The organism is Streptomyces sp. NPDC002825 (genome assembly GCF_040295385.1).
Taxonomy (GTDB): Bacteria; Actinomycetota; Actinomycetes; order Streptomycetales; family Streptomycetaceae; genus Streptomyces.
Map to the genome: position 1 here is coordinate 69,301 of NZ_JBEOVH010000011.1, position 22,434 is coordinate 91,734.

The 22,434-nt window shown below is 69.8% G+C and carries 16 protein-coding genes and 2 pseudogenes; 9 read left to right on the forward strand and 9 right to left on the reverse strand.

Annotation, left to right across the window (positions count from 1 at the left end):
- Positions 1–53 precede the first annotated feature (53 nt).
- The 6 genes from ABT041_RS16690 (at position 54) to ABT041_RS16715 (ending at position 10,345) form a co-directional block, all read left to right on the forward strand.
- Positions 54–4,340 carry a discoidin domain-containing protein gene (locus ABT041_RS16690; RefSeq protein ID WP_351184615.1) on the forward strand — a complete coding sequence of 1,429 codons (4,287 nt, stop codon included), beginning with the start codon at positions 54–56 and terminating at the stop codon, positions 4,338–4,340.
- Positions 4,341–4,549: 209 nt separating this feature from the next.
- Positions 4,550–5,968, forward strand: a complete 1,419-nt coding sequence (locus ABT041_RS16695) for an extracellular solute-binding protein (protein ID WP_351184617.1) — start codon at positions 4,550–4,552, stop codon at positions 5,966–5,968.
- Positions 5,969–6,052: 84 nt separating this feature from the next.
- Positions 6,053–7,015: a carbohydrate ABC transporter permease gene (locus ABT041_RS16700; protein WP_351184619.1), complete on the forward strand. Its 963-nt coding sequence runs from the start codon at positions 6,053–6,055 to the stop codon at positions 7,013–7,015.
- Positions 7,016–7,030: 15 nt separating this feature from the next.
- Positions 7,031–7,906, forward strand: coding sequence for a carbohydrate ABC transporter permease (locus ABT041_RS16705; protein WP_351184621.1), 876 nt, complete (start codon positions 7,031–7,033; stop codon positions 7,904–7,906).
- A gap of 228 nt (positions 7,907–8,134) precedes the next feature.
- Positions 8,135–9,739, forward strand: coding sequence for a glycoside hydrolase family 13 protein (locus ABT041_RS16710; RefSeq protein ID WP_351184623.1), 1,605 nt, complete (start codon positions 8,135–8,137; stop codon positions 9,737–9,739).
- 165 nt (positions 9,740–9,904) lie between these two features.
- A complete protein-coding gene (locus tag ABT041_RS16715) occupies positions 9,905–10,345 on the forward strand; it encodes a VOC family protein (protein ID WP_351184625.1) in 441 nt (146 codons plus the stop codon).
- 18 nt (positions 10,346–10,363) lie between these two features.
- Here ABT041_RS16715 and ABT041_RS16720 read toward each other — a convergent pair whose 3' ends face one another.
- Entirely contained in the window at positions 10,364–11,428 is a 1,065-nt protein-coding gene (locus ABT041_RS16720; protein WP_351184627.1) for a mechanosensitive ion channel family protein, read from the reverse strand.
- A gap of 207 nt (positions 11,429–11,635) precedes the next feature.
- Between ABT041_RS16720 and ABT041_RS16725 the strand changes: the two genes are divergently transcribed.
- The gene (locus ABT041_RS16725; RefSeq protein WP_351184629.1) at positions 11,636–11,857 is read left to right on the forward strand and encodes a DUF6458 family protein; all 222 of its coding nucleotides are present in this window, start codon (positions 11,636–11,638) and stop codon (positions 11,855–11,857) included.
- A gap of 120 nt (positions 11,858–11,977) precedes the next feature.
- On the opposite strand, the gene ABT041_RS16730 is transcribed toward ABT041_RS16725, so the two are convergent.
- The 5 genes and pseudogenes from ABT041_RS16730 to ABT041_RS16750 all read right to left on the reverse strand — a co-directional run.
- Positions 11,978–12,706, reverse strand: a complete 729-nt coding sequence (locus ABT041_RS16730; protein WP_351184631.1) for an SDR family oxidoreductase — start codon at positions 12,704–12,706, stop codon at positions 11,978–11,980.
- A 168-nt stretch (positions 12,707–12,874) separates the two neighbouring features.
- Positions 12,875–13,315, reverse strand: coding sequence for a DUF6086 family protein (locus ABT041_RS16735; protein WP_351184633.1), 441 nt, complete (start codon positions 13,313–13,315; stop codon positions 12,875–12,877).
- 155 nt (positions 13,316–13,470) lie between these two features.
- Positions 13,471–14,208, reverse strand: coding sequence for a VOC family protein (locus ABT041_RS16740; RefSeq protein WP_351184635.1), 738 nt, complete (start codon positions 14,206–14,208; stop codon positions 13,471–13,473).
- Positions 14,209–14,329: 121 nt separating this feature from the next.
- Positions 14,330–15,067: pseudogene (locus ABT041_RS16745) on the reverse strand (transposase family protein); the annotation flags it as partial.
- Positions 15,068–15,187: 120 nt separating this feature from the next.
- Positions 15,188–16,180, reverse strand: a pseudogene (locus tag ABT041_RS16750) (low temperature requirement protein A); the annotation flags it as partial.
- Between ABT041_RS16750 and ABT041_RS16755 the strand changes: the two are divergent.
- Complete coding sequence (locus tag ABT041_RS16755; protein WP_351184639.1) at positions 16,106–16,477, forward strand: hypothetical protein; 372 nt, start codon at positions 16,106–16,108, stop codon at positions 16,475–16,477. The pseudogene ABT041_RS16750 and the gene ABT041_RS16755 overlap by 75 nt on opposite strands.
- Positions 16,478–16,596: 119 nt before the next feature.
- On the opposite strand, the gene ABT041_RS16760 is transcribed toward ABT041_RS16755, so the two are convergent.
- Positions 16,597–16,995, reverse strand: a complete 399-nt coding sequence (locus ABT041_RS16760; RefSeq protein WP_351184641.1) for an NTP pyrophosphohydrolase — start codon at positions 16,993–16,995, stop codon at positions 16,597–16,599.
- 479 nt (positions 16,996–17,474) lie between these two features.
- Here ABT041_RS16760 and ABT041_RS16765 point away from each other — a divergent pair, with 479 nt between their 5' ends.
- The gene (locus ABT041_RS16765) at positions 17,475–19,220 is read left to right on the forward strand and encodes an N-acetylmuramoyl-L-alanine amidase (RefSeq protein WP_351184643.1); all 1,746 of its coding nucleotides are present in this window, start codon (positions 17,475–17,477) and stop codon (positions 19,218–19,220) included.
- Between the two features lie 323 nt (positions 19,221–19,543).
- Here the strand turns inward: ABT041_RS16765 and ABT041_RS16770 are convergent, their stop codons facing one another.
- Together ABT041_RS16770 and ABT041_RS16775 are read right to left on the reverse strand one after the other, a co-directional pair.
- Complete coding sequence (locus ABT041_RS16770) at positions 19,544–20,188, reverse strand: GAP family protein (RefSeq protein WP_351184645.1); 645 nt, start codon at positions 20,186–20,188, stop codon at positions 19,544–19,546.
- 415 nt (positions 20,189–20,603) lie between these two features.
- On the reverse strand, positions 20,604–21,899 hold the full coding sequence (locus tag ABT041_RS16775) for an alpha/beta hydrolase (protein ID WP_351184647.1): 1,296 nt from the start codon (positions 21,897–21,899) through the stop codon (positions 20,604–20,606).
- Positions 21,900–22,434 lie beyond the last annotated feature (535 nt).

A 22,434-nucleotide genomic window follows, 5' to 3' on the forward strand; every position in this document is an offset into this window, starting at 1 on the left:
TTGACATTCGAGCGCGATTTCTGGACTCACTCCCGAAGGAGAACCGAGGAGCGATGAGGATCCGCAACTGGAGATCACGGTGCCTGGGTGCCGTGATCGCGACGAGCCTCCTGGCGCTGGGCGGTCCGCTGACGACCGCCCACGCGGCCGGCGGCCCCAACCTGGCCCTGGGCGACTCCGCCGCCGCGAGCAGCGCGCACGCCGAGTACGCCGCCGCGAACATCACCGACGGCAACCAGGGCACGTACTGGCAGAGCTCCGGCTCCGCCCTCCCGCAGTGGGTGCAGGCCGACCTCGGCACCACCACCCGCGTCGACGAGGTGGTGCTCAGGCTCCCGGCCGGATGGGAGAGCCGCAACCAGACGCTCTCCCTGCAGGGCAGCGCCGACGGCACCTCCTTCAGCACCCTGAAGACGTCCGCGACCTACGCCTTCGACCCGGGTGCCGGAAACACCGTCACCATCGCCTTCCCGGCCGCCCAGGCCCGCTTCGTACGGGTCGACATCACCGCCAACTCCGGCTGGGCCGCCGCCCAGCTCTCCGAACTGGAGGTGCACGGCGCCGACGCCACCTCCCCGAATCTCGCCGCCGGCAAGACGCTCACCGCCAGCAGCAGCACCCAGACCTACACGGCGGCCAACGCCAACGACGGCAACCGCGCCACCTACTGGGAGAGCACCGGCGGCGCCTTCCCGCAGTGGCTCCAGGCCGACCTGGGCGCCGCCCTCCGGGTCGACCGGGCCGTCCTGCGGCTGCCCGGCACCTGGGAGGCCCGCAGCCAGACCCTGAAGATCCAGGGCAGTACCGACGGCAGTTCCTTCACCGACCTGACCGCCGCACAGGCCTACGCCTTCGACGTCGCGAGCGGTCGCAGCGCGGAGATCACCTTCGGTGCCACCACCACCCGCTACGTCCGCGTCCTGGTGACGGCCAACACGGTCCAGAACGCGGCCCAGGTCTCGGAGCTGGAGGTCTACGGGCCGACGAGCGGCGACACGCAGGCGCCGACCGCTCCCGCGAACCTGGCCTACAGCGAGCCCGCCTCCGGCCAGATCCGTCTGACCTGGAACGCGGCCACCGACGACACCGGCGTCACCGCCTACGACGTCTACGCCAACGGCGCCCTGCTGACCAGCGTCGCAGGGAACGCCACCACCTTCACCGACACCCGCCCGGCGAACCAGACGGTGTCCTATAGGGTCCGTGCGCGGGACGCGGCCGGCAACCAGTCCGGCGACTCCAACACCGTCACCCGGATCGGCGACGCCGGCGACACCCAGGCGCCGACGGCACCCGCGAACCTGGCCTACACCGAGCCCGCCTCCGGCCAGATCCGCCTGAGCTGGACGGCGTCCACCGACAACACGGGCGTCACCGGTTACGACGTCTACGCGAACAACGTCCTGCGGGGCAGCGTCGCGGGAAACATCACCACCTACACCGACACCCAGCCCGCCTCCACGACCGTCACCTACCAGGTGCGGGCCAAGGACGCGGCGGGCAACCAGTCCGGCGCGAGCAACGGCGTCACCCGCAACGGCAGCGGGGGCACCGGCTCCAACCTGGCCGTCGGCAAGGCGATCTCCGCCTCCTCCATGGTCCACACCTTCGTCGCCGCCAACGCCAACGACAACAGCACGGCGACCTACTGGGAAGGCGCGGGCGGCAGCTACCCGAACACCCTCACCGTCAAGCTGGGCGCCGACGCCGACCTCGACCGGCTCGTCCTGAAGCTGAACCCCGACACCGCCTGGGGCGCTCGCTCCCAGACCATCGAGGTCCTCGGCCGAGCCCAGGACGCCACCGCCCTCACGAGCCTCGTCGCCGCGAAGAGCTACGCCTTCGACCCCGGCAGCGGCAACCAGGTGACGATCCCGCTCACCGCCCGTATCGCCGACGTGCAGCTCCGGATCACCGCCAACACTGGCGCCCCGGCCGGCCAGATCGCCGAGTTCCAGGCCATCGGCGTCCCCGCGCCCAACCCCGACCTGCGGGTCACCGGGCTGAGCGTCTCGCCCGCCTCGCCCGTCGAGTCGGACCCGATCACGGTCAGTGCCACCGTCCGCAACGACGGCAGTGCCCCCGCCCCGGCCAGCAGCCTCGCGGTCCGCCTCGGCGGCAGCAAGGTCGCCACGGCCGCGGTGGGCGCGCTCGCCGCCGGGGCCCAGACCACCGTCACGGCCGCGATCGGCGTCCGCGACGCCGGCTCGTACGAGCTCAGCGCCGTCGCCGACGAGGCGGACGCGGTCATCGAGCAGAACGAGACCGACAACACCTACACCAGCCCCACCGCCCTCGTGGTGCGGCCGGTGGACAGCTCCGACCCGGTCGCCGCCTCGGTCACCACCTCGCCCTCGAGCCCCTCCGCGGGCGACAGCGTCACCTTCAAGGTCGCGGTCCGCAACCAGGGCACGATCGCCACCGCCACCGGCCCGCACGGCGTCACGCTCACCCTGCTCGACGCGCAGGGCGGCACCGTGAAGACCCTCAGCGGCTCCTACGGCGGCGCGCTGCCGCCGGGGGCGCAGACCGAGGTGAGCCTCGGGCCCTGGACCGCCGCCGACGGTTCGTACACCGTGCGCACGGTCCTCGCCGACGACGCCGACGAGCTCCCGGTGAAGCGGCAGAACAACACCGCCACCCAGGCCCTCTTCGTCGGGCGCGGCGCGAACATGCCGTACGACATGTACGAGGCGGAGGACGGCACCACCGGGGGCGGAGCGACCGTCGTCGGCCCCAACCGCACGGTCGGCGACATCGCGGGCGAGGCGTCCGGCCGCAAGGCGGTGAACCTGGACGCCACGGGGGAGTACGTCGAGTTCACCACCCGGGCGTCGACGAACACCCTGGTCACGCGCTTCTCGATCCCGGACGCCCCGGGCGGCGGCGGGATCGACTCGACGCTCGACCTCTACGTCGACGGGGTGTTCAAGAGGGCCCTGCCGCTCACCTCGAAGTACGCCTGGCTGTACGGCTCCGAGACCGCGCCCGGCAACTCCCCGGGCGCGGGCGGTCCCCGGCACATCTATGACGAGGCACGTCTGATGCTGGGGGAGACCGTGCCGGCCGGCAGCCGGATCCGGCTCCAGAAGGACGCCTCGAACACCACCACGTACGCGATCGACTTCGTCAACCTGGAGCAGGTGGCCCCGGTGCCGAACCCCGACCCGGCCGCGTACACGGTCCCGGCGGGCTTCACCCACCAGGACGTGCAGAACGCCCTCGACCGGGTCCGCATGGACACCACGGGCGTTCTGGTGGGCGTCTACCTGCCGCCGGGCGACTACCAGACGGCGAGCAAGTTCCAGGTGTACGGCAAGGCCGTGAAGGTGGTCGGCGCCGGGCCCTGGTACACGACGTTCCACGCGCCCTCGACCCAGGACAACACGGACGTCGGCTTCCGTGCGGAGGCCTCGGCGAAGGGGTCGCTCTTCAAGGGCTTCGCCTCCTTCGGCAACTACACCTCGCGGATCGACGGGCCGGGCAAGGTCTTCGACTTCGCGAACGTGTCGGACATCGTCATCGACGACATCTGGAACGAGCACTTCGTGTGCCTCTACTGGGGCGCCAACACCGACCGGATCACGATCAAGAACTCCCGGATCCGGAACCTGTTCGCCGACGGCGTCAACATGACCAACGGGTCGACGGACAACCTGGTGACCAACAACGACGCACGGGCGACCGGCGACGACAGCTTCGCGCTGTTCTCGGCGATCGACGCGGGCGGCGCGGACATGAAGAACAACGTCTACGAGAACCTGACCAGCACGCTCACCTGGCGGGCGGCGGGAGTGGCCGTCTACGGCGGCTACGACAACACCTTCCGCAACATCCACATCGCCGACACCCTGGTCTACTCCGGCATCACGATCTCCTCGCTGGACTTCGGCTATCCGATGAACGGATTCGGAACCGGGCCGACGACCTTCGAGAACATCTCGATCGTGCGGGCCGGCGGGCACTTCTGGGGCGCGCAGACCTTCCCCGGCATCTGGGTGTTCTCCGCCTCGAAGGTCTTCCAGGGGATCAGGGTCAACCACGTCGACATCGTCGACCCCACCTACAGCGGGGTGATGTTCCAGACGAACTACGTGGGCGGCCAGCCGCAGTTCCCCATCAAGGACACCGTGTTCACCGACGTCTCCGTCACAGGGGCGCGCAAGAGCGGTGACGCCTTCGACGCGAAGTCCGGCTTCGGCCTGTGGGCCAACGAGCTGCCCGAGGCGGGCCAGGGCCCGGCGGTGGGCGAGGTGACGTTCAACGGCCTGCGGACGAGCGGCAACGCCGTCGACATCCGCAACACCACCTCCACCTTCAGGATCAACGTCAACCCGTAGTCCCACGGCACCCGGTGAGGCCGGTGCGCACCGCGTCGGGCGGTTCGCACCGGCCTCTCATACATGCCGGGTTGCGCATCACTGTCGAGCATTTACGAAATCAGCGCGATATCTTGCGTTCACTTGTCGTCGGTGGTTGAGTGTGGCGCACCCCACCCACGCACCCGAGTTGGGGTGACCTCCACGCCCAGGCCCGAAGGGGACCACTCATGAGAAGTGCCCGGCTCCGCCGTACCCGCCGACCCGTCGCCGTCGCCCTCGTCTCCGCCCTCACCCTCACCGCGCTCGCCGCCTGCGGCACGAGCAGCAGCGGCGACAACGGAAACGGCGGAGACGGGGCGAGCGGGTCCTCCGACCCCTCCGCGCCGCTCGACCCCAAGACGAAGGTCACGCTCACCATCGACTGCATGCCGCCGGCGGCCAAGGCGGCCGAGCTCAAGGAGTGGAAGGAGGACGTGGCCGAGTTCAACAAGACGTACCCGAACGTCACCATCGAGGGCCGCTCCACCCCCGGCCAGTGCCTGGAGCCCCCGCGCTTCACCGCGATGCTCAAGGCCAAGTCGCAGCCGGACGTCTTCTACACGTACTTCACCGACCTGCCGCAGGTCCTCTCCGAGGACGGCGCCGCCGACATCAGCGCCTACGTCACCGACAAGAGCGTCCCGCTCCTCAAGGACATCGACCCCAACGTCCTCGGCTCCCTCAAGCAGGACGGCAAGCTGTACGGCCTGCCCACCAGCAACTACACGATGGGCCTGCTCATCAACCGCAAGCTCTTCAAGGACGCCGGCCTCGACGCCGACAACCCGCCGCGCACCTGGGAGGAGGTCCGGTCCGCCGCCAAGAAGATCGCGGCCCTCGGCAACGGCGTCGCCGGCTTCGGCGAGTACAGCGCCGGCAACACCGGCGGCTGGCACTTCACCGCCCAGATGTACAGCCTCGGCGGGGACGTCGTCGACGCGAGCGGCACCAAGGCCGCCTTCAACAACGAGCTCGGCAAGCAGGTAGCCCGGAACCTCCACGCCATGCGCTGGGAGGACGACAGCATGGGCAAGACCCAGCTGCTCAAGTGGGGCGACCTCCAGAAGCAGATCGCCACCGACAAGCTCGGCATGTTCCTCGCCGCCCCCGACGACATCGCCTACATGGTCCAGCAGCTCGGCGCGAAGTACGAGAACTTCGGCATGGGACCGATACCCGGCGGCCGCAACACCCTCGCCGGGGGCAACAACTACATGATCAAGAAGGGCATCTCGCCCGACAAGATCAAGGCCGCCGTCGCCTGGCTCAACTTCAAGAACCTCACCGTCGGCAAGGGCCAGTTCGACTGGGCCCGCTCCAAGGCCGACGGCCTCCCGGTCGGCGTCCCGCAGCCCAACTTCTGGCTGAACGCCTCCAAGAGCACGGACGACGCCAACCGCGTCCAGGACGCGACCATGCCCGTCGCCAACTTCAAATCCTTCATGGACAACGCGGTCGCCGGAAAGGCCGAGCCTCCGAAGGCCCAGGAGGTCTACAAGGTGCTCGACAACGTGATGTCCGGCCTCCTCACCAACAAGGACGCCGACGTCGACAAGCTCCTCGCCACCGCCGAGACCCAGGTCAACCAGGTCCTGGCCAACCAGTGACCCGCCCGGGCGGCGGCGGACCGGCCCGGCCCGCCCCGCCCGCCAGCACCCTCAGCAGCGGCACCTCAGCACCAAGGAGCGACGATGCCGGCCCTCCGTACCATCCCGAGCACAGCGGGAGCGGACCCCCTGCCCTCCCCACCCCCCGAGGTCGACCTCCGCCCGGCCACCGGGCACTTCGCCAAGGCCCTGCGGCGCAACCTGACCGCCCACGGCTTCCTCATCGGCGCCGTCGTCTGCTTCGCGCTCTTCTCCTGGTACCCGATGATCCGCGAGTTCCTGCTCGCCTTCCAGAAGACCGAGAACGGCCGCACCACCTGGGTCGGCCTCGACAACTTCCGCACCGTCGCCAACGATCCCGCCTTCTGGCAGGCCTGGGGCAACACGGCCCTCTACACCGCCCTCGCCCTCGTCCTGGGCTTCGCCGTCCCCTTCGTCGCCGCCCTCGTCATCAACGAGTTCCGCCACGCCCAGGCCTACCTCCGGCTCCTCGTCTACCTGCCGGTCATGCTGCCCCCGGTCGCCTCGGTCCTCCTCTTCAAGTACCTGTACGACCCCGGCTACGGACTCCTCAACGAGCTCTTCGGCCTCCTCGGCCTGCCCGAGCAGCAGTGGCTCCAGGACCCCGACATCTCCCTGCTCGCCGTCGTCATCGCCTCCACCTGGATGAACATGGGCGGTGCGACCCTCATCTACCTCGCCGCCCTCCAGTCCATCCCCGGAGAGCTGTACGAGGCCGCCGAACTCGACGGCGCCGGCCTCCTCCGCAAGATCTGGCACGTCACCGTCCCGCAGACGCGGCTCGTCCTCTCGCTGATGCTGCTCATGCAGGTCATCGCCACGATGCAGGTCTTCGTCGAGCCGTTCCTGCTCACCGGCGGCGCCGGACCCGAAGGTTCCACCACCACCGTCGTCTACCTCATCTACCAGTACGCCTTCAGCTTCAACAACTACGGCGCCGCGGCCGCCCTCGGCCTGCTCCTGCTCGTACTCCTCGCCGGGTTCTCGGCGGCGTACGTCAGGCTCAGCCGCGTCGAGGACGAGTAGGACCGGGAGACACACATGTCCACACGCACGCTCATCGCACCCGCCCGGCTCGCCCGGCCCGGCGGCAAGGCCGCCTACCGGATCGTCCTCGGCCTCGTCCTCGTCCTCTTCACACTGGTCTTCCTCGGCCCCCTCTACTGGCTGGCCTCCAGCGGCCTCAAGGACGCCCAGGAGGTCATCCAGACCCCGCCCACCCTGGTCCCCGGCACCTTCACCCCGGGGAACTACAGCCGGGCCTGGGAGGTCATGGACCTCTCCACCCTCCTCCTCAACACCCTCTCCTACGCGTTCGGCGCCCTCGCCTTCCAGCTCGTCCTGGACGTCGCCGCCGCCTACTCGCTCTCCAAGCTGCGTCCCGTGCTCGGCAAGGCCGTGCTCGGCATGATGCTCGCCACCCTGATGATCCCGGCGACCGTCCTCGTCGTACCGCAGTACCTCACCGTGCTCGACGTACCCCTCGTGGAACGCAACCTGCTCAACACCCCCTGGGCCATCTGGCTGCCGTCCGTCACCAACGCGTTCAACATCTTCCTGCTGAAGCGGTTCTTCGACTCCATCCCCAAAGAACTCCTCGACGCCGCCTCCATCGACGGCGCCGGCCCCCTCCGGATCCTCTGGTCGATCGTCCTGCCGATCTCCCGGCCGATCCTCGGCGTCGTGTCGATCTTCGCCGTCGTCGGCGTCTGGAAGGACTTCCTCTGGCCGATGCTGACCCTCCCCGACCCCGGGAAGCAGACCCTCAACGTCGGCATCTACTCCCTCTCCAACGGCGTCCCCGTCAACGTCCTGATCGCCGCCCTCACCATCGCCGCACTGCCGACCCTCGTCGTCTTCCTGATCTTCCAGCGGAACATCATGAGCGGCCTCACCGCCGGCGGCCTCAAGGGCTGACCGGCCCTGCGGCATACCGGCAGTCCGGCCCCCGAGGACCGCCACCCCTTCGTCCCACCAGCCGCCCGGCCGCCGAGGCCCGCCGCCCCGCGCGGCTCCCCGCCCGACGCCCCCCCACGCCCCCACGGGCTTCCCCGCCTGCCCGCCCCGCCTCCCGCCTCCTTGGACCTCCCTCCCGCCCCCTTTCCTCACCTCCACCGCACACACCCCTGCCCGAAAGGACCTCACGTGGCAGCCCTCGACCCGTCCCGCTCCGCCGACTGGTGGCGTGACGCCGTCATCTACCAGGTCTACCCACGCAGCTTCGCCGACGGCGACGGCGACGGCACCGGAGACCTCGCGGGCGTCCGGGCGAGACTGCCCCACCTCGCGGAACTCGGTGTCGACGCCGTCTGGTTCACCCCCTGGTACGCCTCCCCGATGGTCGACGGCGGCTACGACGTCGCCGACTACCGCGCCATCGACCCGGCCTTCGGCACCCTCGACGAGGCCGAGAAGCTCATCGCCGAAGCCGCCGACCTCGGCCTCCGCGTCATCGTCGACATCGTCCCCAACCACGTCTCCGACCAGCACGCCTGGTTCAGGGCCGCACTCGCGGCGGGCCCCGGCAGCCCCGAACGGGCCCGCTTCCACTTCCGCCCCGGCCGGGGTGCCGACGGCGAACTGCCGCCCAACGACTGGCCCTCCCAGTTCTCCGGCGACACCTGGACCCGCGTCCCCGACGGCGAGTGGTACCTGCACCTCTTCACCCCCGAGCAGCCTGACCTCAACTGGTCCCACCCCGACGTCCGCCGCGAGCACGAAGACGTCCTCCGCTTCTGGTTCGAGCGCGGAGTCGCCGGCGTCCGCATCGACTCCGCCGCCCTCCTCACCAAGGACCCGGACCTCCGCGACTTCGTCGAGGGCGTCGACCCCCACCCGTACATCGACCAGGACGAGATCCACGACGTCTACCGCTCCTGGCGCGCCATAGCCGACGAGTACGACGGCGTCTTCGTCGGCGAGGTCTGGCTCCCCGACGCCGAACGCTTCGCCCGTTACCTCCGCCCCGACGAGCTCCACACCGCCTTCAACTTCAACTTCCTCGCCTGCCCCTGGGAACCCGGCAGGCTCCGTGCCACCATCGACGACACCCTCGCCGAACACGCCCCCGTGAACGCCCCCGCCACCTGGGTGCTCTGCAACCACGACGTCACCCGCACCGCCACCCGCTACGGGCGCAGCGAGACCGCGTTCGACTTCGCCACGAAGCGCTTCGGCACTCCCACCGACCTGGAACTCGGCACCCGGCGCGCCCGCGCCGCCGCGCTCCTCACCCTCGCCCTCCCCGGCTCCGTCTACCTCTACCAGGGCGAGGAACTGGGCCTTCCCGAGGCGGACATCCCGCGCGACCGCATCCAGGACCCCATGCACTTCCGCTCCGGCGGCACCGACCCCGGCCGCGACGGCTGCAGGGTCCCCCTCCCGTGGGAGGCCGAGTCCCCCTCGTACGGCTTCGGCACCGGTACGGAACCATGGCTGCCGCAGCCCGCCGACTGGGCCCGCTACGCCGTCGACCGGCAGAGCAGCGACGCCGACTCGATGCTCACCCTCTACCGCACCGCCCTCGGACTGCGCCGCACCTTGCCCGGCTTCGGTGACGGCCCACTCACCTGGCTCCCCTCCCCGGACGGCGTCCTCGCCTTCACCCGCGCACACGGCCTGACCTGCGTGGTCAATCTCTCCGACGGCCCCGTCGACCTCCCCGCCCACGACGAACTCCTCCTCGCCAGCGGCCCCCTCGACCCCGCCGGCACCCTCCCCCCGGACACCGCGGCCTGGCTGCACACCTGAGCCGCACCCGCGCCCCGAGAGGCACCCGGCGCGGCCACCCTGATGCGGGTCCGGACGCGGGATCCCGGAACTCGGTCCACTCACCGGTGTCGAGAAGGGACCGCCGGCTCCGTCCCCGGTATACCGGTGACTTCACGGAGCCGCGCAACACAGAGGAGAACCGTCATGACGCTTCAGCGGATGGACAACGTCGGCATCGTCGTCGAGGACCTGGACGCCGCCGTGGCCTTCTTCACCGAACTGGGCATGGAGGTCGAGGGCAGGGCACAGATCGAAGGCCTCTTCGCGGACCAGGCCGTCGGACTCGACGGGGTACGCAGCGACATGGCGATGATGCGGACCCCCGACGGCCACAGCAAACTGGAGCTCGCGCAGTACCAGACGCCGGCCGCCGTGCGCGACGGATCGCGCAACCCACAGCCGAACACGCTCGGCCTGCACCGCGTCATGTTCGCCGTCGACGACCTCGACGACACCCTCGCTCGCCTGCGCCCCCACGGCGCCGAACTGATCGGCGAGGTGGCGCAGTACAAGGACATCTACCGACTCTGCTACCTCCGCGGTCCCTCGGGCATCATCGTCGCCCTGGCCGAACAGATCGGTTGAGATCCCGGAGGGCCGCTGTCACCTCGGACGGGCGTCCGTGCCGTGGGGCGCCGGCGCCTGGGCGGTGGTGATACGGGGGAGTGCGCCCGGGTGCTCCCTGACGAGCCAGTCGACGAGTTCCTCCCGTACGGCGCAGCGGGTCGTCCACAGGTCGTCGGGGTCCTTGGCGGTCATCAGGGCGCGGACGGTGATGCCGGTCGGGGAGGTGTCGGTGACGGCGAGGTCCCAGGCCCGGCCGTCCCAACCGGGGCACGTGCCGAGGAACGTGCGCAGGTGGGCGCGCATCAGATCGACGGGCGCGGAGTGGTCGCAGTGGAGGAAGACCGTTCCCGTCAGCTCGTTGCCTCCGCGCGACCAGTTCTCGAAGGGCCGGGAGGTGAAGTAGGAGACGGGCAGGGTGACGCGGCGTTCGTCCCACGTCCGGACGGTGAGGAAGGTGAGCGTCACCTCCTCCACGGTGCCCCACTGTTCGTCGACGACCACCGTGTCGCCGATGCGGACCATGTCGCCGAAGGCGATCTGGAAACCCGCGAAGAGGTTGCCGAGCGTCGACTGCGCCGCGACGCCCGCCACGATGCCGATGATGCCGGCGGAGGCGAGCAGCGACGTGCCGAGCCCGCGGAACGTGGGGAACGTGACGAGTGCGAAGGCGGCGGCGATCACGCCCACGGCCACCGACACGACCCGGCTGAGCAGCGTGACCTGCGTCCGGACGCGGCGCAGCCGGGCCGTGTCGCGCGTACGACCCGCGTACCGCGCGTAGGCGGACTCGACGACGGCCGAGACCACGCGGACGGTCAGCCAGGCGCCGCCCCCGATCAAGCACAGCAGGAGGACGTGGTCCAGCACCGCGGCACGATTCAGCAGCGGTGGCCATTCGGTCACGCGGTAGGACCACCGGAACACGGCGCACAGCAGAACGGCGTAGAGCGGGGTACGACAGCGCCGCAGCAACCCCCAGAGCGGAGTGTCGGGGTGGCGGGCGTCCGCGTACCGCGCGAAGAGCTCCGCCGCCCTGCCGACGGCCAGAGCTGCCAGCACCGAGCAGCCGAGGACGATCGCGAGTCGCACAACGCTTTCCATGACTCCCCACTCGACGAAGGAACGTGGTCGTCCCTCTCGCCTCACCGCATGAGCGTCCGGCAAACACGCGGCGGGAGACCACCGCGCCCGTGCGGCCGACGGATTCAACGGCCCGTGTTGGCCGTCGCACGACACCAGGATGAGGCGGCGTGATCCCCGGGGACCCGGGTACGCGGACGGTGCAACGCCGCTCTGGAGGGAGCAACCATGCGTCTGGGACTTTTCATCATGATGATCGCTGTCGGTGCCATCCTCACGTTCGCGACCGACTGGGAACTCGAATCGGTCGACCTCGATCTGGTCGGGCTGATCCTGATGGCCGTCGGTCTCCTCGGCACCGCCGTCTACACGAGCGTTCTCCGGCGTCGCCGGGTGGTGGTCCCGCCGGTGGACCCGACGGTCACCGAAGACCGGCGCGACCTGCTCTGACTCGGCCGGCACGGCCGACGGCCGTGCGACAGCCCCGCACCGTGGTTCCTCCGGTGCGGGGCACGTGGGTCCGCCCGTCAGCGACGGGGCGGTGCCGGCCGACCGGCAGGAGGCCGTGTGTCACAGCTGCTCGAAGTGGAAGGAACGGATGAAGCAGTCCCTCGGCTGACCGATCGCGAACAGGACGCAGTCGATGACGGACTGGGCGGTCAACGGATCGCCGGCGGTCCGCGGGGCATCGTCCCAGGAGGGGGACAGCGGGTCACCGTCGCTGAAGTCGGGAGGGTAGAGGGAGATGACGCGGATGCCTTCGGGGCGCAGCCGCTGCGAGATGATGTCGGCGAATCCGGCCTGGGCCGCTTTGGCGGCGTAGAACGCGGGGTGCGCCTGGGAGCGGTGATCGCGGGGCTCCGCGGCCGAGGACACCAGATTGACCACGTCCGCGCCGGCGGAAGCACGCAGCAGTGGCAGGAAGTGCTTGCTCGTCAGCAGCGTGCCCGTGACTCCGGAGGCGACGGTGTCACCGATCGCGTCGTCGTCGGCATCCAGGAGGTCGGGACCGCCGAGGTAGCGGGCGCCGTTGTTGACCAGTACGTCCACCCGGTCGGTATGGCCCGCCACGCCTTGGGCGAAGCCCTGGATCGAGGCAGGGTCCGCCAGATCGCAGACGAACGGGTGAGCAGACGCACCGCTGTCCGCCGACACCTCGTCGGCCACTTTCCGGGCTGTCTCCAGCGAGCGCGCGGACACGAACACCTGCGCACCCAGCCGCCCGGCCCGCAACGCCAACGCGCGCCCGAACCCGCGTCCCGCTCCGGTGATGACCATGCTCCGGCCGGTGAGATCCATGGTGTACCTCCTCCACTCCAAAATGATCATCACGACCCTAGCCGCGTGGCGCGCCGACTTCTGGTCTCGCCCTGACAGGCGGGAGGCCCCCTCCGCGTACGAGCCGAACGACTCCCGCACCCCCCAGGGGGAGAGAGCGATCGGTCGCGCCGCACATGGGGGCTGGGGTCAGCGCGGCATGCGCCGTGCCAGCTCCCGCGCCCTCGCGCGCAGGCCCGCAGTCCAGGCTTCGCCGTCCGCGGGGACGGACATCCCGGTGCGGGCGGAGACCTGCACGTCCTCGAACGGTGTTTCCGGGGCGGCTCCATGCCGTGCCCAGTCCACCTTGATCCCGGCGCGCTCTGCGAGAACCAGAACAGTTGCAGTGAAGCCGTCGGAGAGCGCGAGCCAGATGGTGTGGCCCGTTGTCCGGTGCTTCGCGAGGAGGGCGTTCACGAAGGTCTCGAACGAGTCGAGGCTGATCTGGCACTCGTCGTTCTCCATCGGCCCGATGCCCGACGGGAGGTCCAGCTCCGCTTCGAAGACCGCTACCTGGCGCTGGAACAAGCGCGACGTCCCGTTGGACGGGTTCCACAGCGTCTCGTCGCCCAGGTCGAAGTACTGACTCATCGCAGCCCTTTCAAGTGGTCTTGACAGACCACCGTATCCAGCCGAGCGAGCCGAGCCGATGCCGTTGTCAGCTGTACGCGCCTGCCACGGCCGCAGGGGAGCGAAGGAGGCACGGTCCTCGCCGTCGGCCCGCGACCGCAGGGCCTTGCCCAAGGTCAGCGAGGAGTGAGGAGGCAGAACTCGTTGCCTTCGGGATCGGTGAGTACCCTCCAGGAGAGCGCGGACTGGTCGATCCCGGGGTCGGACGCGCCCAGGGAACGCAGCCGGGCTTCCTCCGCCGCCATGTCGTCACCGGGGTAGGGGCGGACGTCGAGGTGGACGCGGTTCCACACCTGCTTGGTGTCGGGAGTGCGGAGGAACTCCAGGTAGGGGCCGACACCCTTGGAGGAACGCAAGGTCGCCTGGCTGTCGGTGACCTCGTGCACCGTCCAGTCCATGGCCTCTCCCCAGAATCGGGCCATCGCTCGTGGGTCGGTGCAGTCGACCACCACCGCGGCGATCGGTCCGGTGCCGCGGTAGACCGGACGCGGCTCCAGGACGCAGAACTCGTTGCCCTCCGGGTCGGCCATGACCGTCCACGGGACGTCACCCTGCCCCACATCGGCGAGCGTCGCACCGAGATCCTGTAGGCGAGCGACCAACTCCGCGTGATGAGCGGCGGAGTCGGTGGCCAGATCGAGGTGCACCCGGTTCTTCACCGTTTTGGGTTCGGGGCTGAGCACGAGGTCGATGCAGACGGCCACGGGGTCGGGGTAGGTGAAGCCCCCGGGTTCGAGGTTGGTCACACCGGGGGCCTCGCTGTCGACCTCCCAGCCGAGCGCCTCCGCCCAGAACCGACCGAGCAGCGCGTCGTCCTGGGCTTTCATGTTGATCTGCACGAGTCGTGTCGCCATGTGCAGATCTTAAGATCTGCAGCCGATCGGCGTTCAGGCAAAAGGCGACCTGACCGTCGTCACTGACACCGCAGGCCGGGGGAGCGGGCCACCTCGAACGATCGGCCCGGACAGTCCTGAGGGCTGTCCCGTAAATGATCTCCGAGTCGCCTCCGCCTTTGAGGCGGCAGTCGCGGAGGATCTTCCAGGTCTCCATGCGCGCGAAGACGTGCTCGACGCGGGCGCGGACCGGCTTGTGAGTCTTGTTGTGATCCTCCTTCCAGTCGGCCGGCTCTTCTCCCTTGCGGCGACGGTGGGGCATGACGAGTCCGGTACAGGGGTAGCCGCCGTCGGCGATCGTGGTGGTCCGGCCGACGGCGGCTTTGGCGCCGGATTCCTCCCACGCCTTGCAGTCGTTGCGGTTTCCGGCAAGCGGCCGGCCGATCACGACGACCAGGCGGGTGTCGGCGTCGATGACGACCCGGTGGTTGGTGGAGTACCGGTAGTTCTTCGGCCGTGCGGCGATGGCGTGGTCGTGGGTGGGCACGAGGATGCCGTCCACGATGAGGACGGTGTCCTTGGCGAACCGTTTGCGGGGCTGGAGCGCGAGCATCGGCCCCGAGGTGGTTGATGATGCGGTCCGCTGCCGACGTGGACACCCCGAACAGCGGTGCGAGCCGGCGCGTCGTCAGGTTCGTGCGCCAGTACGCCGCGACCAGCAGTGCCCGGTCCTCCAGCGGAAGGCTCCAAGGCCGGCCCTTGCGGACCGCATCCGCGCCCTCGCGCCGCAGCACCGTCACCAGCTTCCCGAACTGCATCGGGCTCAGCCCGGTGAACGGGGCTATCCAGGACGGCTCCGACCCTTGATCACACCAGCCAGCAAGATCATCTCATTCTTGACCAGCGGTTGCCGGGCAGCCCGTGGGCCGCACATAGAGTGCGGCCGTGAGCCGCCGACATCCCGGGCGAGGAGGTACGCCTCACGGGCGCTCGCGGTGCCGATCACCCGCTCGGCAGCCGTCGACGCGAAGTCGAAGTACGACCACCACAGCGCGGCCAGGAGGATGAAGCCGAGGACCGCGACGACACCGGCCCGGACGGTCCAGGTGTGGTCGGTCGAGGTGATGAGGCCCAGGACCGATTCGCCCAGCACGATGATCACGAACAGGCCCACGCGTTCCACCAGGTGCCCGGTGTGGACCCGGCGGGGGATGCCGCGCCCGCGCGCGGTCAGCAGCAGGGCCATCTCCGCGAGGAGCAGGCCTGCCCAGACCGCGTACCGCCACGGCGCGGGTACGGCCGCGGAGCCCGCCCACAGCAACGCGGAGAGCAGGCAGTAGGTCAGCGGCCGCCACCGTGGGATCCTCCCGGGCGCGGGGAAGCGCGTGGCGGGCCACCACAGGGCCAGCAGAACCAGACGAGTCCCCGCGTAACCGAGCGCGTAGGCGGGGCCCCGGTCGCCGTCGGCCTCCGGGACGGCCGCGGCCATCACGGCGAGGCAGAGCATGGCGGCCAGCATGGAGAGGCGGCGACGGGCGCTGTCGTCCTGGAAGAGGTTGGCGGAGACGGTGAGGTTGGCCCACATCCACCAGGGCGGGAAGTACAGCCCGAGGAACACGCCGAACTCGCGCCAGCCGGGGTCGCCGTGCAACCCGTACGAGAGCTGGGCCACGAAGGCGACGAACACCAGGTCGAAGAAGAGCTCCAGCCATCCGGCGTGCCGGGGCTCGGGCTCGGTCTCCGAAGGGCCGGATGGGGGAGGCGGCGGCGACGGAACCGGAGGGTACGGAGTGCTCATCAGGCCATCCGGAGGGAGATACGACCGGACACGGACAGCCTGCATCAGACCACGGAACGGCCCCCACACCCGCGAACCGCCCCGTGGCCCCCGGCGAGGCACCGCCGGTACGGTCCAGCCATGTGCACCTACGCCTTCGTCCACTACAAGCTGCACTACGCGTGCGTCTCGTGCCGGATCAGCTTCAAGAAGCATCCCCGCGACGCCGGACACACATGCCCGCGCTGCGACGGGCCGCTGCTGTGCGCCGGCCACGACTTCGCGGCACCCCGCCGGAGCAACCGAAAGGCATGGTCGGTCGTCGCGGCGGTCCTGAACGCCGGTTTGCGTTACGAGGGCTTCGAAGCCTGCGGCTGTGGGCGAGAACCCAAGTTCCGCCCACGTACCCGCGCGCAGCTGCGTGTCCGCCGCACGATCGCCGCTCGTACCGGCACTCCACTCGCGGAGCTGCTCGGTCGGGCTGATCCGCTGGACCGCGAGCCCAGCAGATAGCCCAACGCCTCAGACCCCCGCCCCCCGACGAAGCAGCCATCGCCTTGGCAGCATCGCGGGCACGTCATGTGACGAGAGAACCCAGCGGATCGAACCGTCCAGGTACGGCTCCCTGATCCCTACGGAGGCGATGGGAACACGCTTCGGGGGCCCGCACAGCGGGCGCCTTCCCGCTCCACTCGTCGACGCAGCTCCCGGTCCGCCGTGACCACCAGGCACGGCCGACCGGTCGCGCCTCGGGCGAGCTCGGCGATCAGGTCGTCGCCGCTGCCGGAAGCCTCCTCGACTCGCACGCCGGGCACGGAGGCGATGCCTCGCGCGCCGCCCTCGACGACCAGGACGATCTCGTACGGGCCTGGAAACGGGCCGTCGGCAGGCCCGCCGGTCGCGGCAAGCCGGTCACGCAGCCGCTCGGCGGCTCCCCGCCGGTCGCGCCACCAGCCGTTCGGGACCGATCCCACGACATTGGCCCCGTCGACCACGAGCAGGGGACGAAGAGTCAGATCCTCTGGATTCACCGCTCCAGGATGTCAAAAGGCGGGGGAGTGTCCTGCCCCCGAAACCACCCCTCGGACAGCTCCCTCGCCCCCGCCGCACCTCGTCGAGGGAGACGTCCGTGTGCTCACAACGGCCGAGCTCCACGAGGCGGTGCGCCGCGCGCAGGGCAAGTGATCGTCGACGGCAACGCGGTCCCCACGCGCGCGATCACTGCTCTGGTGCGGTGACGGTCGTGGCTGTGTTGGGCGTGTCGGTGAGAGCGGGAGGCTCCCTTCCAAAGGATTGTGGCGGCCGCGCCATCGGCCTGACCAAACGACGAGCGTCCTAGTGAAATGGACAGGGTGTGACCAGAAGACACAGGCGGCACCAGGGCTTCGCCGCTGCGGGAGTGGCCGTAGCTCTCATCTGGGGATGCGCCACCGCTGGGAATGCCCGGCCCTCCGACGCGACACCCGGGGACTTCGAGCGGGCGGTCGAGCAAGCCGCAACGGAATTCGGTGTGCCGAAGGAAGTACTTCTCGGCGTCAGCTACGAGTCCTCGTGGTGGGAGGCCAATGACGGCCGCCCCAGCACGAAGGGCGGTTACGGTCCGATGCACCTGACGGACACGACGTCCGGAGGAACGTACGCCCATCGGCCAGGCGAAGGGCCGGTGGACGCCACGGGCACCGACGACCCGTCGGAGCACACCCTGAAGGCTGCCGCCGCCATGATCGGGGTCGCACCCCAGACCCTCAAGCGGGACGAGCTGCAGAACCTCCGAGGCGGCGCCGCGCTGCTCGCCTCGTATCAACGGCAGATCTCCCGGGAGATGCCACTCGACCCGGGTAGCTGGTACGGGGCGGTGGCGCACTACAGCCAGGCCCCCGACACCACCGCGGCCGGACGGTTCGCCGACGGGGTGTTCGAAGCGATCCGCAACGGCAAGCAGAGGGTGCGCAAGGACGGCCAGACGGTGTCGTTGCCGAAGACGCCGTACGTCCGTCCGAAGACGACACAGCTCGCATCCCTGGGACTGCGGACCCAGGCCGCCGCGGCAGTGCCGGAGTGCCCCGGCGAGCTGGATTGCCGATTCGTTCCCGCTGCTGCCTCGAACTACCAGGTGTCCGCGCGGAACTCGAACGGCATGGACGTCGAATTCATCGTCATCCACGACCTCGAAGGGTCCTACGACGGGGGAGTCAGCTGGTTCCAGGACCCCGCCAGCGGGGTCTCCACGCATTACGTGATGAAGGCCGACGGCAGTGAGGCAACGCAGATGGTTGCCACCAAGGACATCGCGTTCCACGCCGGCAACTACTGGACGAACCTGCACGGGATCGGCATCGAACTGGAGGGATACGCCGCCCAAGGGCCCACCTGGTTCACTCCGGCCCAGTACAAGGCGACTGCCGCGTTGGTGGTCTACCTGGCACGGCGCTTCGACGTCCCGCTGGACCGCAAGCACATCATCGGGCACGACAACGTCCTCCCACCGAGGCCGGCCCGCGCGCCGGACGCGCACTGGGATCCCGGCCCCTATTGGGACTGGGAGAAGTTCATGGCTCTCCTCGACGCCGATCACCGGCTGGAGCGCGAGGCCGGGGGAGCGGCGTCGGGCGGGAACATCGCCGTCGGACAGGCGGTCACGATCGCTCCGAAGTACAGCGAGAACCCACAGAGGGTGACGGTGTGCGGCACGACGTGCCGGACCCAGACACAGCCTTCGAACCTCCTCTACGTCCGCACGGAGCCCCGCGACGACGCCCCGCTCGTCTCCGACCTCGCCCTCCGCCCGGACGGGTCGGCGGGAACCGAGCGCATCGACGACTGGGGATCCACCGTGGTGTGGGGGCAGGAGTTCGTGGTCGCCGACGTGCGAGGCGACTGGACGGCCATCTGGTTCGGCGGGCAGAAGGGATGGATCCACAACCCGGCGGGCGTGAACACCCGCCTCGCCCCGAACGCTCGGATCGTCCGTCCCGCGAGCGGGGTCAAGTCGGTCTCCCTCTACACAACGGCCTACCCTCGCGCCGAGGAGTACCCCCAGGGAGTGCCCGCATCGGAACAGACGCGATTCAACATGTACGCGTTCCCCCAAGGGCAGGCGTACGTGGCGGCTCGCGCATCGGTGGGCGCCGACGACTTCTTCCCTGCCACACCCACGCGCCCGGAGGTCGTGGTCACCGGTGACCAGAAGTACGAGGTGATCCAGTACAACCGACGCCTGGCTACGGTGAACACCGTGCAGACGACAGTCCGATAGCGCCGAAGCCGACGCTCGGTTCAGACCGGCCACGGCAGAACCGCGGCAGCGCGGTCCCGACCAGCCGTCACCACCCCGCGATCCCGCTGCCCGTCCTGCACCGCACCCTGGACGCGGCAGCGGAAGCGTGGCGGGCCCCCGTTGAGATCCTCGCAGTGCGGCTCGTGCACAGTGCGGGCCCTGGAGTGCACCCCAAGCGTTTCCCGCGCCGGCGTATTGCGGCTGTGCCGGATGTCGGCCAGTCGGCCGCCGGCTCGGGCGAGGGTGAAGCTCGGCAACGGCAGACGGGGAGGAGACGCGTAGAGGCCCGGGGAAGGCGGGGATCAGGAGACCAGCTCGTAGATGCCGTGAGCCACGAGCCACACGCCGACCAGCAGGGAAAGCGTGACGATCAACTGTTCCTGGTGCTCACTCAGCCAGTTCCGCAGTGCGGTCAGGCGGGCGTTCGCGCTTGCGGGGGCCCAGACCACGTACATCTCCATGACGATGAGGCTGAGGGTGGCCAGCAGGCAGTAGCCAGTCAGTGAGAGCCAGTCGGTGACGGTGGAGAGGTCCGCGTCGAGGGCGGTGGCGGCGCCGGCGGCGACCAGCCCCCAGGGCTGAAGCACCCAGGCGAGACCGGCTGCGGTGAAGGGGGAGGCGTTGTCGATCCGGGCGGTCCAGCGGGGCGGCCCGTGGGGGCGGGGCGGTCGGCGGTGCCGGTGGGCGCCGTACAGCAGCAGTGCCACCCCGATGGCGAGTTTCGCGACAATGGCCGCGGTCGAGGGGGTGCTGTGACGTGCCGGGGGCTGCCCGTTCGTCAGCAGCATCACGAGGGTGATGACCACGACCAGATTGAGCAGCCATGACAACAGGAAGGCCAGCCCCTGACGGACACCGTGCAGCGAGGAGAGCAACAGGATGAAAGCGCTGTTGTGCAGAGGGCCCAAGGTGATGGCCAAACCGATCACTACCAGGTCGATGACCACCGGTTCCGTCACTCCTGGCACTCGGGGCTGCCCTGCCGCTCCCCGGACGAAGGAGCGGCCGACATCAGTACGGGACGCTGCCACGGCACCGCCGCACCCCGACTTTGCAGGGGACCGCACGGCCGGTCAAGCAGGCCACGCACGTGGCGCAGGGGTGACTCCGCACCGGGAAGGCCCGTGGATCCGTGGTTGATGGCGATTCTTGAAAACGACCGGGCCTACTCCTCGCCTCATTTGATCAAGTTCTCAAAAGAGTGGGGAAGTTCGGCGAGCGCCCCCCGGGGTGAGACGGGCCGCACGTTCGCTCAATGTCCGGGCCGAGCCGACCCCTCAAGGGCGCCTTCGCTGTCGCTCAGTGACTGGGAGCGGGCCAGGTTCGCGGGCCAGAGGCGCCGTATCAGGGACTGGAGTGCCTCTACGGGCCGGCACTGGCCACGCCGCTTTCGTTGACGGTGAACCGCCCGTTCATGGCGCCGTTGAAGGTCCCGTTCTTGATCCACTCGGTCAAAGCCGCCTTGAACGTGGCATGAGGGCCGGCCCAGGGTTCGCCGGGGCGCCCGCCGTAGGGCGTCCCGGAGTCCGGGGTGCAGCGCGGGCCGGAGCAGCCCTCGTGCTGCATCGCGTGGCTTGCGCACCGGACCCTCAGCAGCACCTTGTTCGTCATCGATGCCGGGAGGGCGTCGAAGGTGGCGGACGCGTTCGCCGCCGCGGCCGGCACGCCGGTGTCCTCAAGCCCCTGGATGACCAGTGTGGGTGGGGTCAGCTGCCCCGCCACGGTTGAGTTCCAGCCGTACGCGGAGAACGTGGGCGCGCGGTTGAGGCCAGTCGGATTGCTGGGGTCATCTCCTCCCCATTCGCGCCCAACGGTCTCCTCCTCCCTGAGCTGCGCCGAAAGCTGCTCAGGGCTGCCTGGGACGACGTGGCCGGTGCAGGCCGCCTCGCGCTCGGGCGGCATCCGCCAGGTTCCGGCCGCGGCAAAGGTGGACACATGCAGCGGGAAGGTGACGAAGCCTCCTGGCGGCGTCGTCTCCTCGGTCGGTCCACCGAAGAGCGCCGAGGCGAACACGGCACGGTTGACCTTCGCGATGACGGCTGCGCTCCCGGGAAGGACCGGGTTGGCGGCGTACAGTGTCCGCCCGACACTCCGCCCGCCGAGCGAATAAGCGATCAGGGTGACCTTGCCGTCCGTCGGCTGCGCCCGTGCGATGGCGTCGTCGATGACCTGGCGGATGTCGCGTACCCAGACGTCCATGCGTCCGAAGCGGACGTTGCTCGAGTGTGCGCGCCGCTCCCCGTCGAGCGGATTGGCCAAGAGCAGCTCCCCCTGCCGATCGAGGGGGAACGCCGCCGGGAGGTGTGTGCGGTCGCACCCCTCGGGCCAGGAACAGCTGCCGTCCGCGTTGTAGGGCCTGAGGCTCGCGTTGCCGGGATCATCCAGGCCGTTCTCGAAGCGCGTCGAGCGACCGTAGCCGAGCAGGCTCGGGGCGAAGGTGTCGATTCCCGCCCGCGCGAGTCCCTCCTGCGTGCTGAGTCGGCCGCCTTCCGGGGCGGGGTGGCGCAGGTCGAAGACCGCCGGGCCGGTCTGGGTGGCGCCATGGATCAGCACCGCGGCCCTGTTGGGCACCCCTGGGCATTTCCCATTCGCGTAGACCGGCCGCACGCGGTGCACCTGGATCCTCGCCGGGCGGCCGTCGAACTGGGCGTCCGGCATGAGCCCGGGCGGCACCCTGAAGCGCAGAAAGTGGTTGCTGGCAGCGACACGGGTCGGTACCGCGTCGCACTGCTGGGCCGACGGCGCGGTGGCAGCGGCAGTCGAAGCTGTGCCCGAGCCGAAGGCACTCACGATCAGGCAGACGCACAGCAGGAGCCAGCTCGTCCGGGCCCCGAACCTGTGGCGTCCCCTGGTCCGCTCCTGCTGCCCGCACCCTGGCCGCTTCGGGCCCTGGTTCGCACGCCTGCCTGACCCGCGCTCGTGGCTCTCTGGGGTGGCGTGCATGGCATCTCCCTACGGGGCGGCTGTGTATCAGTCCAGCACGGCCGCCGTTGGGCTGTGCTCGCCTGTCGACTGGGCAGCCGTCAGCAGCATCCTTCGGCGTGTCGTGACGCCCTGCCAGGCAGGCTCGGCCAAACAGACGGTCCACCCGCGCAGGCAGTCCGCCGCCGTCCGGGTCACAGAAATGCGGACGGTGCTCGCTGAGGCTTTGAGGATCGCAAGCAGGCACTCACGCAATGCGCTGCGCGCACAG

Bases quoted from the DNA above. Each gene is read 5' to 3' on its own strand.
- ABT041_RS16690 (WP_351184615.1), top strand. From the start codon at position 54: ATGAGGATCCGCAACTGGAGATCACGGTGCCTGGGTGCCGTGATCGCG.
- ABT041_RS16695 (WP_351184617.1), top strand. From the start codon at position 4,550: ATGAGAAGTGCCCGGCTCCGCCGTACCCGCCGACCCGTCGCCGTCGCC.
- ABT041_RS16700 (WP_351184619.1), top strand. From the start codon at position 6,053: ATGCCGGCCCTCCGTACCATCCCGAGCACAGCGGGAGCGGACCCCCTG.
- ABT041_RS16705 (WP_351184621.1), top strand. From the start codon at position 7,031: ATGTCCACACGCACGCTCATCGCACCCGCCCGGCTCGCCCGGCCCGGC.
- ABT041_RS16715 (WP_351184625.1), top strand. From the start codon at position 9,905: ATGACGCTTCAGCGGATGGACAACGTCGGCATCGTCGTCGAGGACCTG.
- ABT041_RS16720 (WP_351184627.1), bottom strand. From the start codon at position 11,428: ATGGAAAGCGTTGTGCGACTCGCGATCGTCCTCGGCTGCTCGGTGCTG.
- ABT041_RS16725 (WP_351184629.1), top strand. From the start codon at position 11,636: ATGCGTCTGGGACTTTTCATCATGATGATCGCTGTCGGTGCCATCCTC.
- ABT041_RS16730 (WP_351184631.1), bottom strand. From the start codon at position 12,706: ATGGATCTCACCGGCCGGAGCATGGTCATCACCGGAGCGGGACGCGGG.
- ABT041_RS16735 (WP_351184633.1), bottom strand. From the start codon at position 13,315: ATGAGTCAGTACTTCGACCTGGGCGACGAGACGCTGTGGAACCCGTCC.
- ABT041_RS16740 (WP_351184635.1), bottom strand. From the start codon at position 14,208: ATGGCGACACGACTCGTGCAGATCAACATGAAAGCCCAGGACGACGCG.
- ABT041_RS16755 (WP_351184639.1), top strand. From the start codon at position 16,106: ATGTGCACCTACGCCTTCGTCCACTACAAGCTGCACTACGCGTGCGTC.
- ABT041_RS16775 (WP_351184647.1), bottom strand. From the start codon at position 21,899: ATGCCGGACGCCCAGTTCGACGGCCGCCCGGCGAGGATCCAGGTGCAC.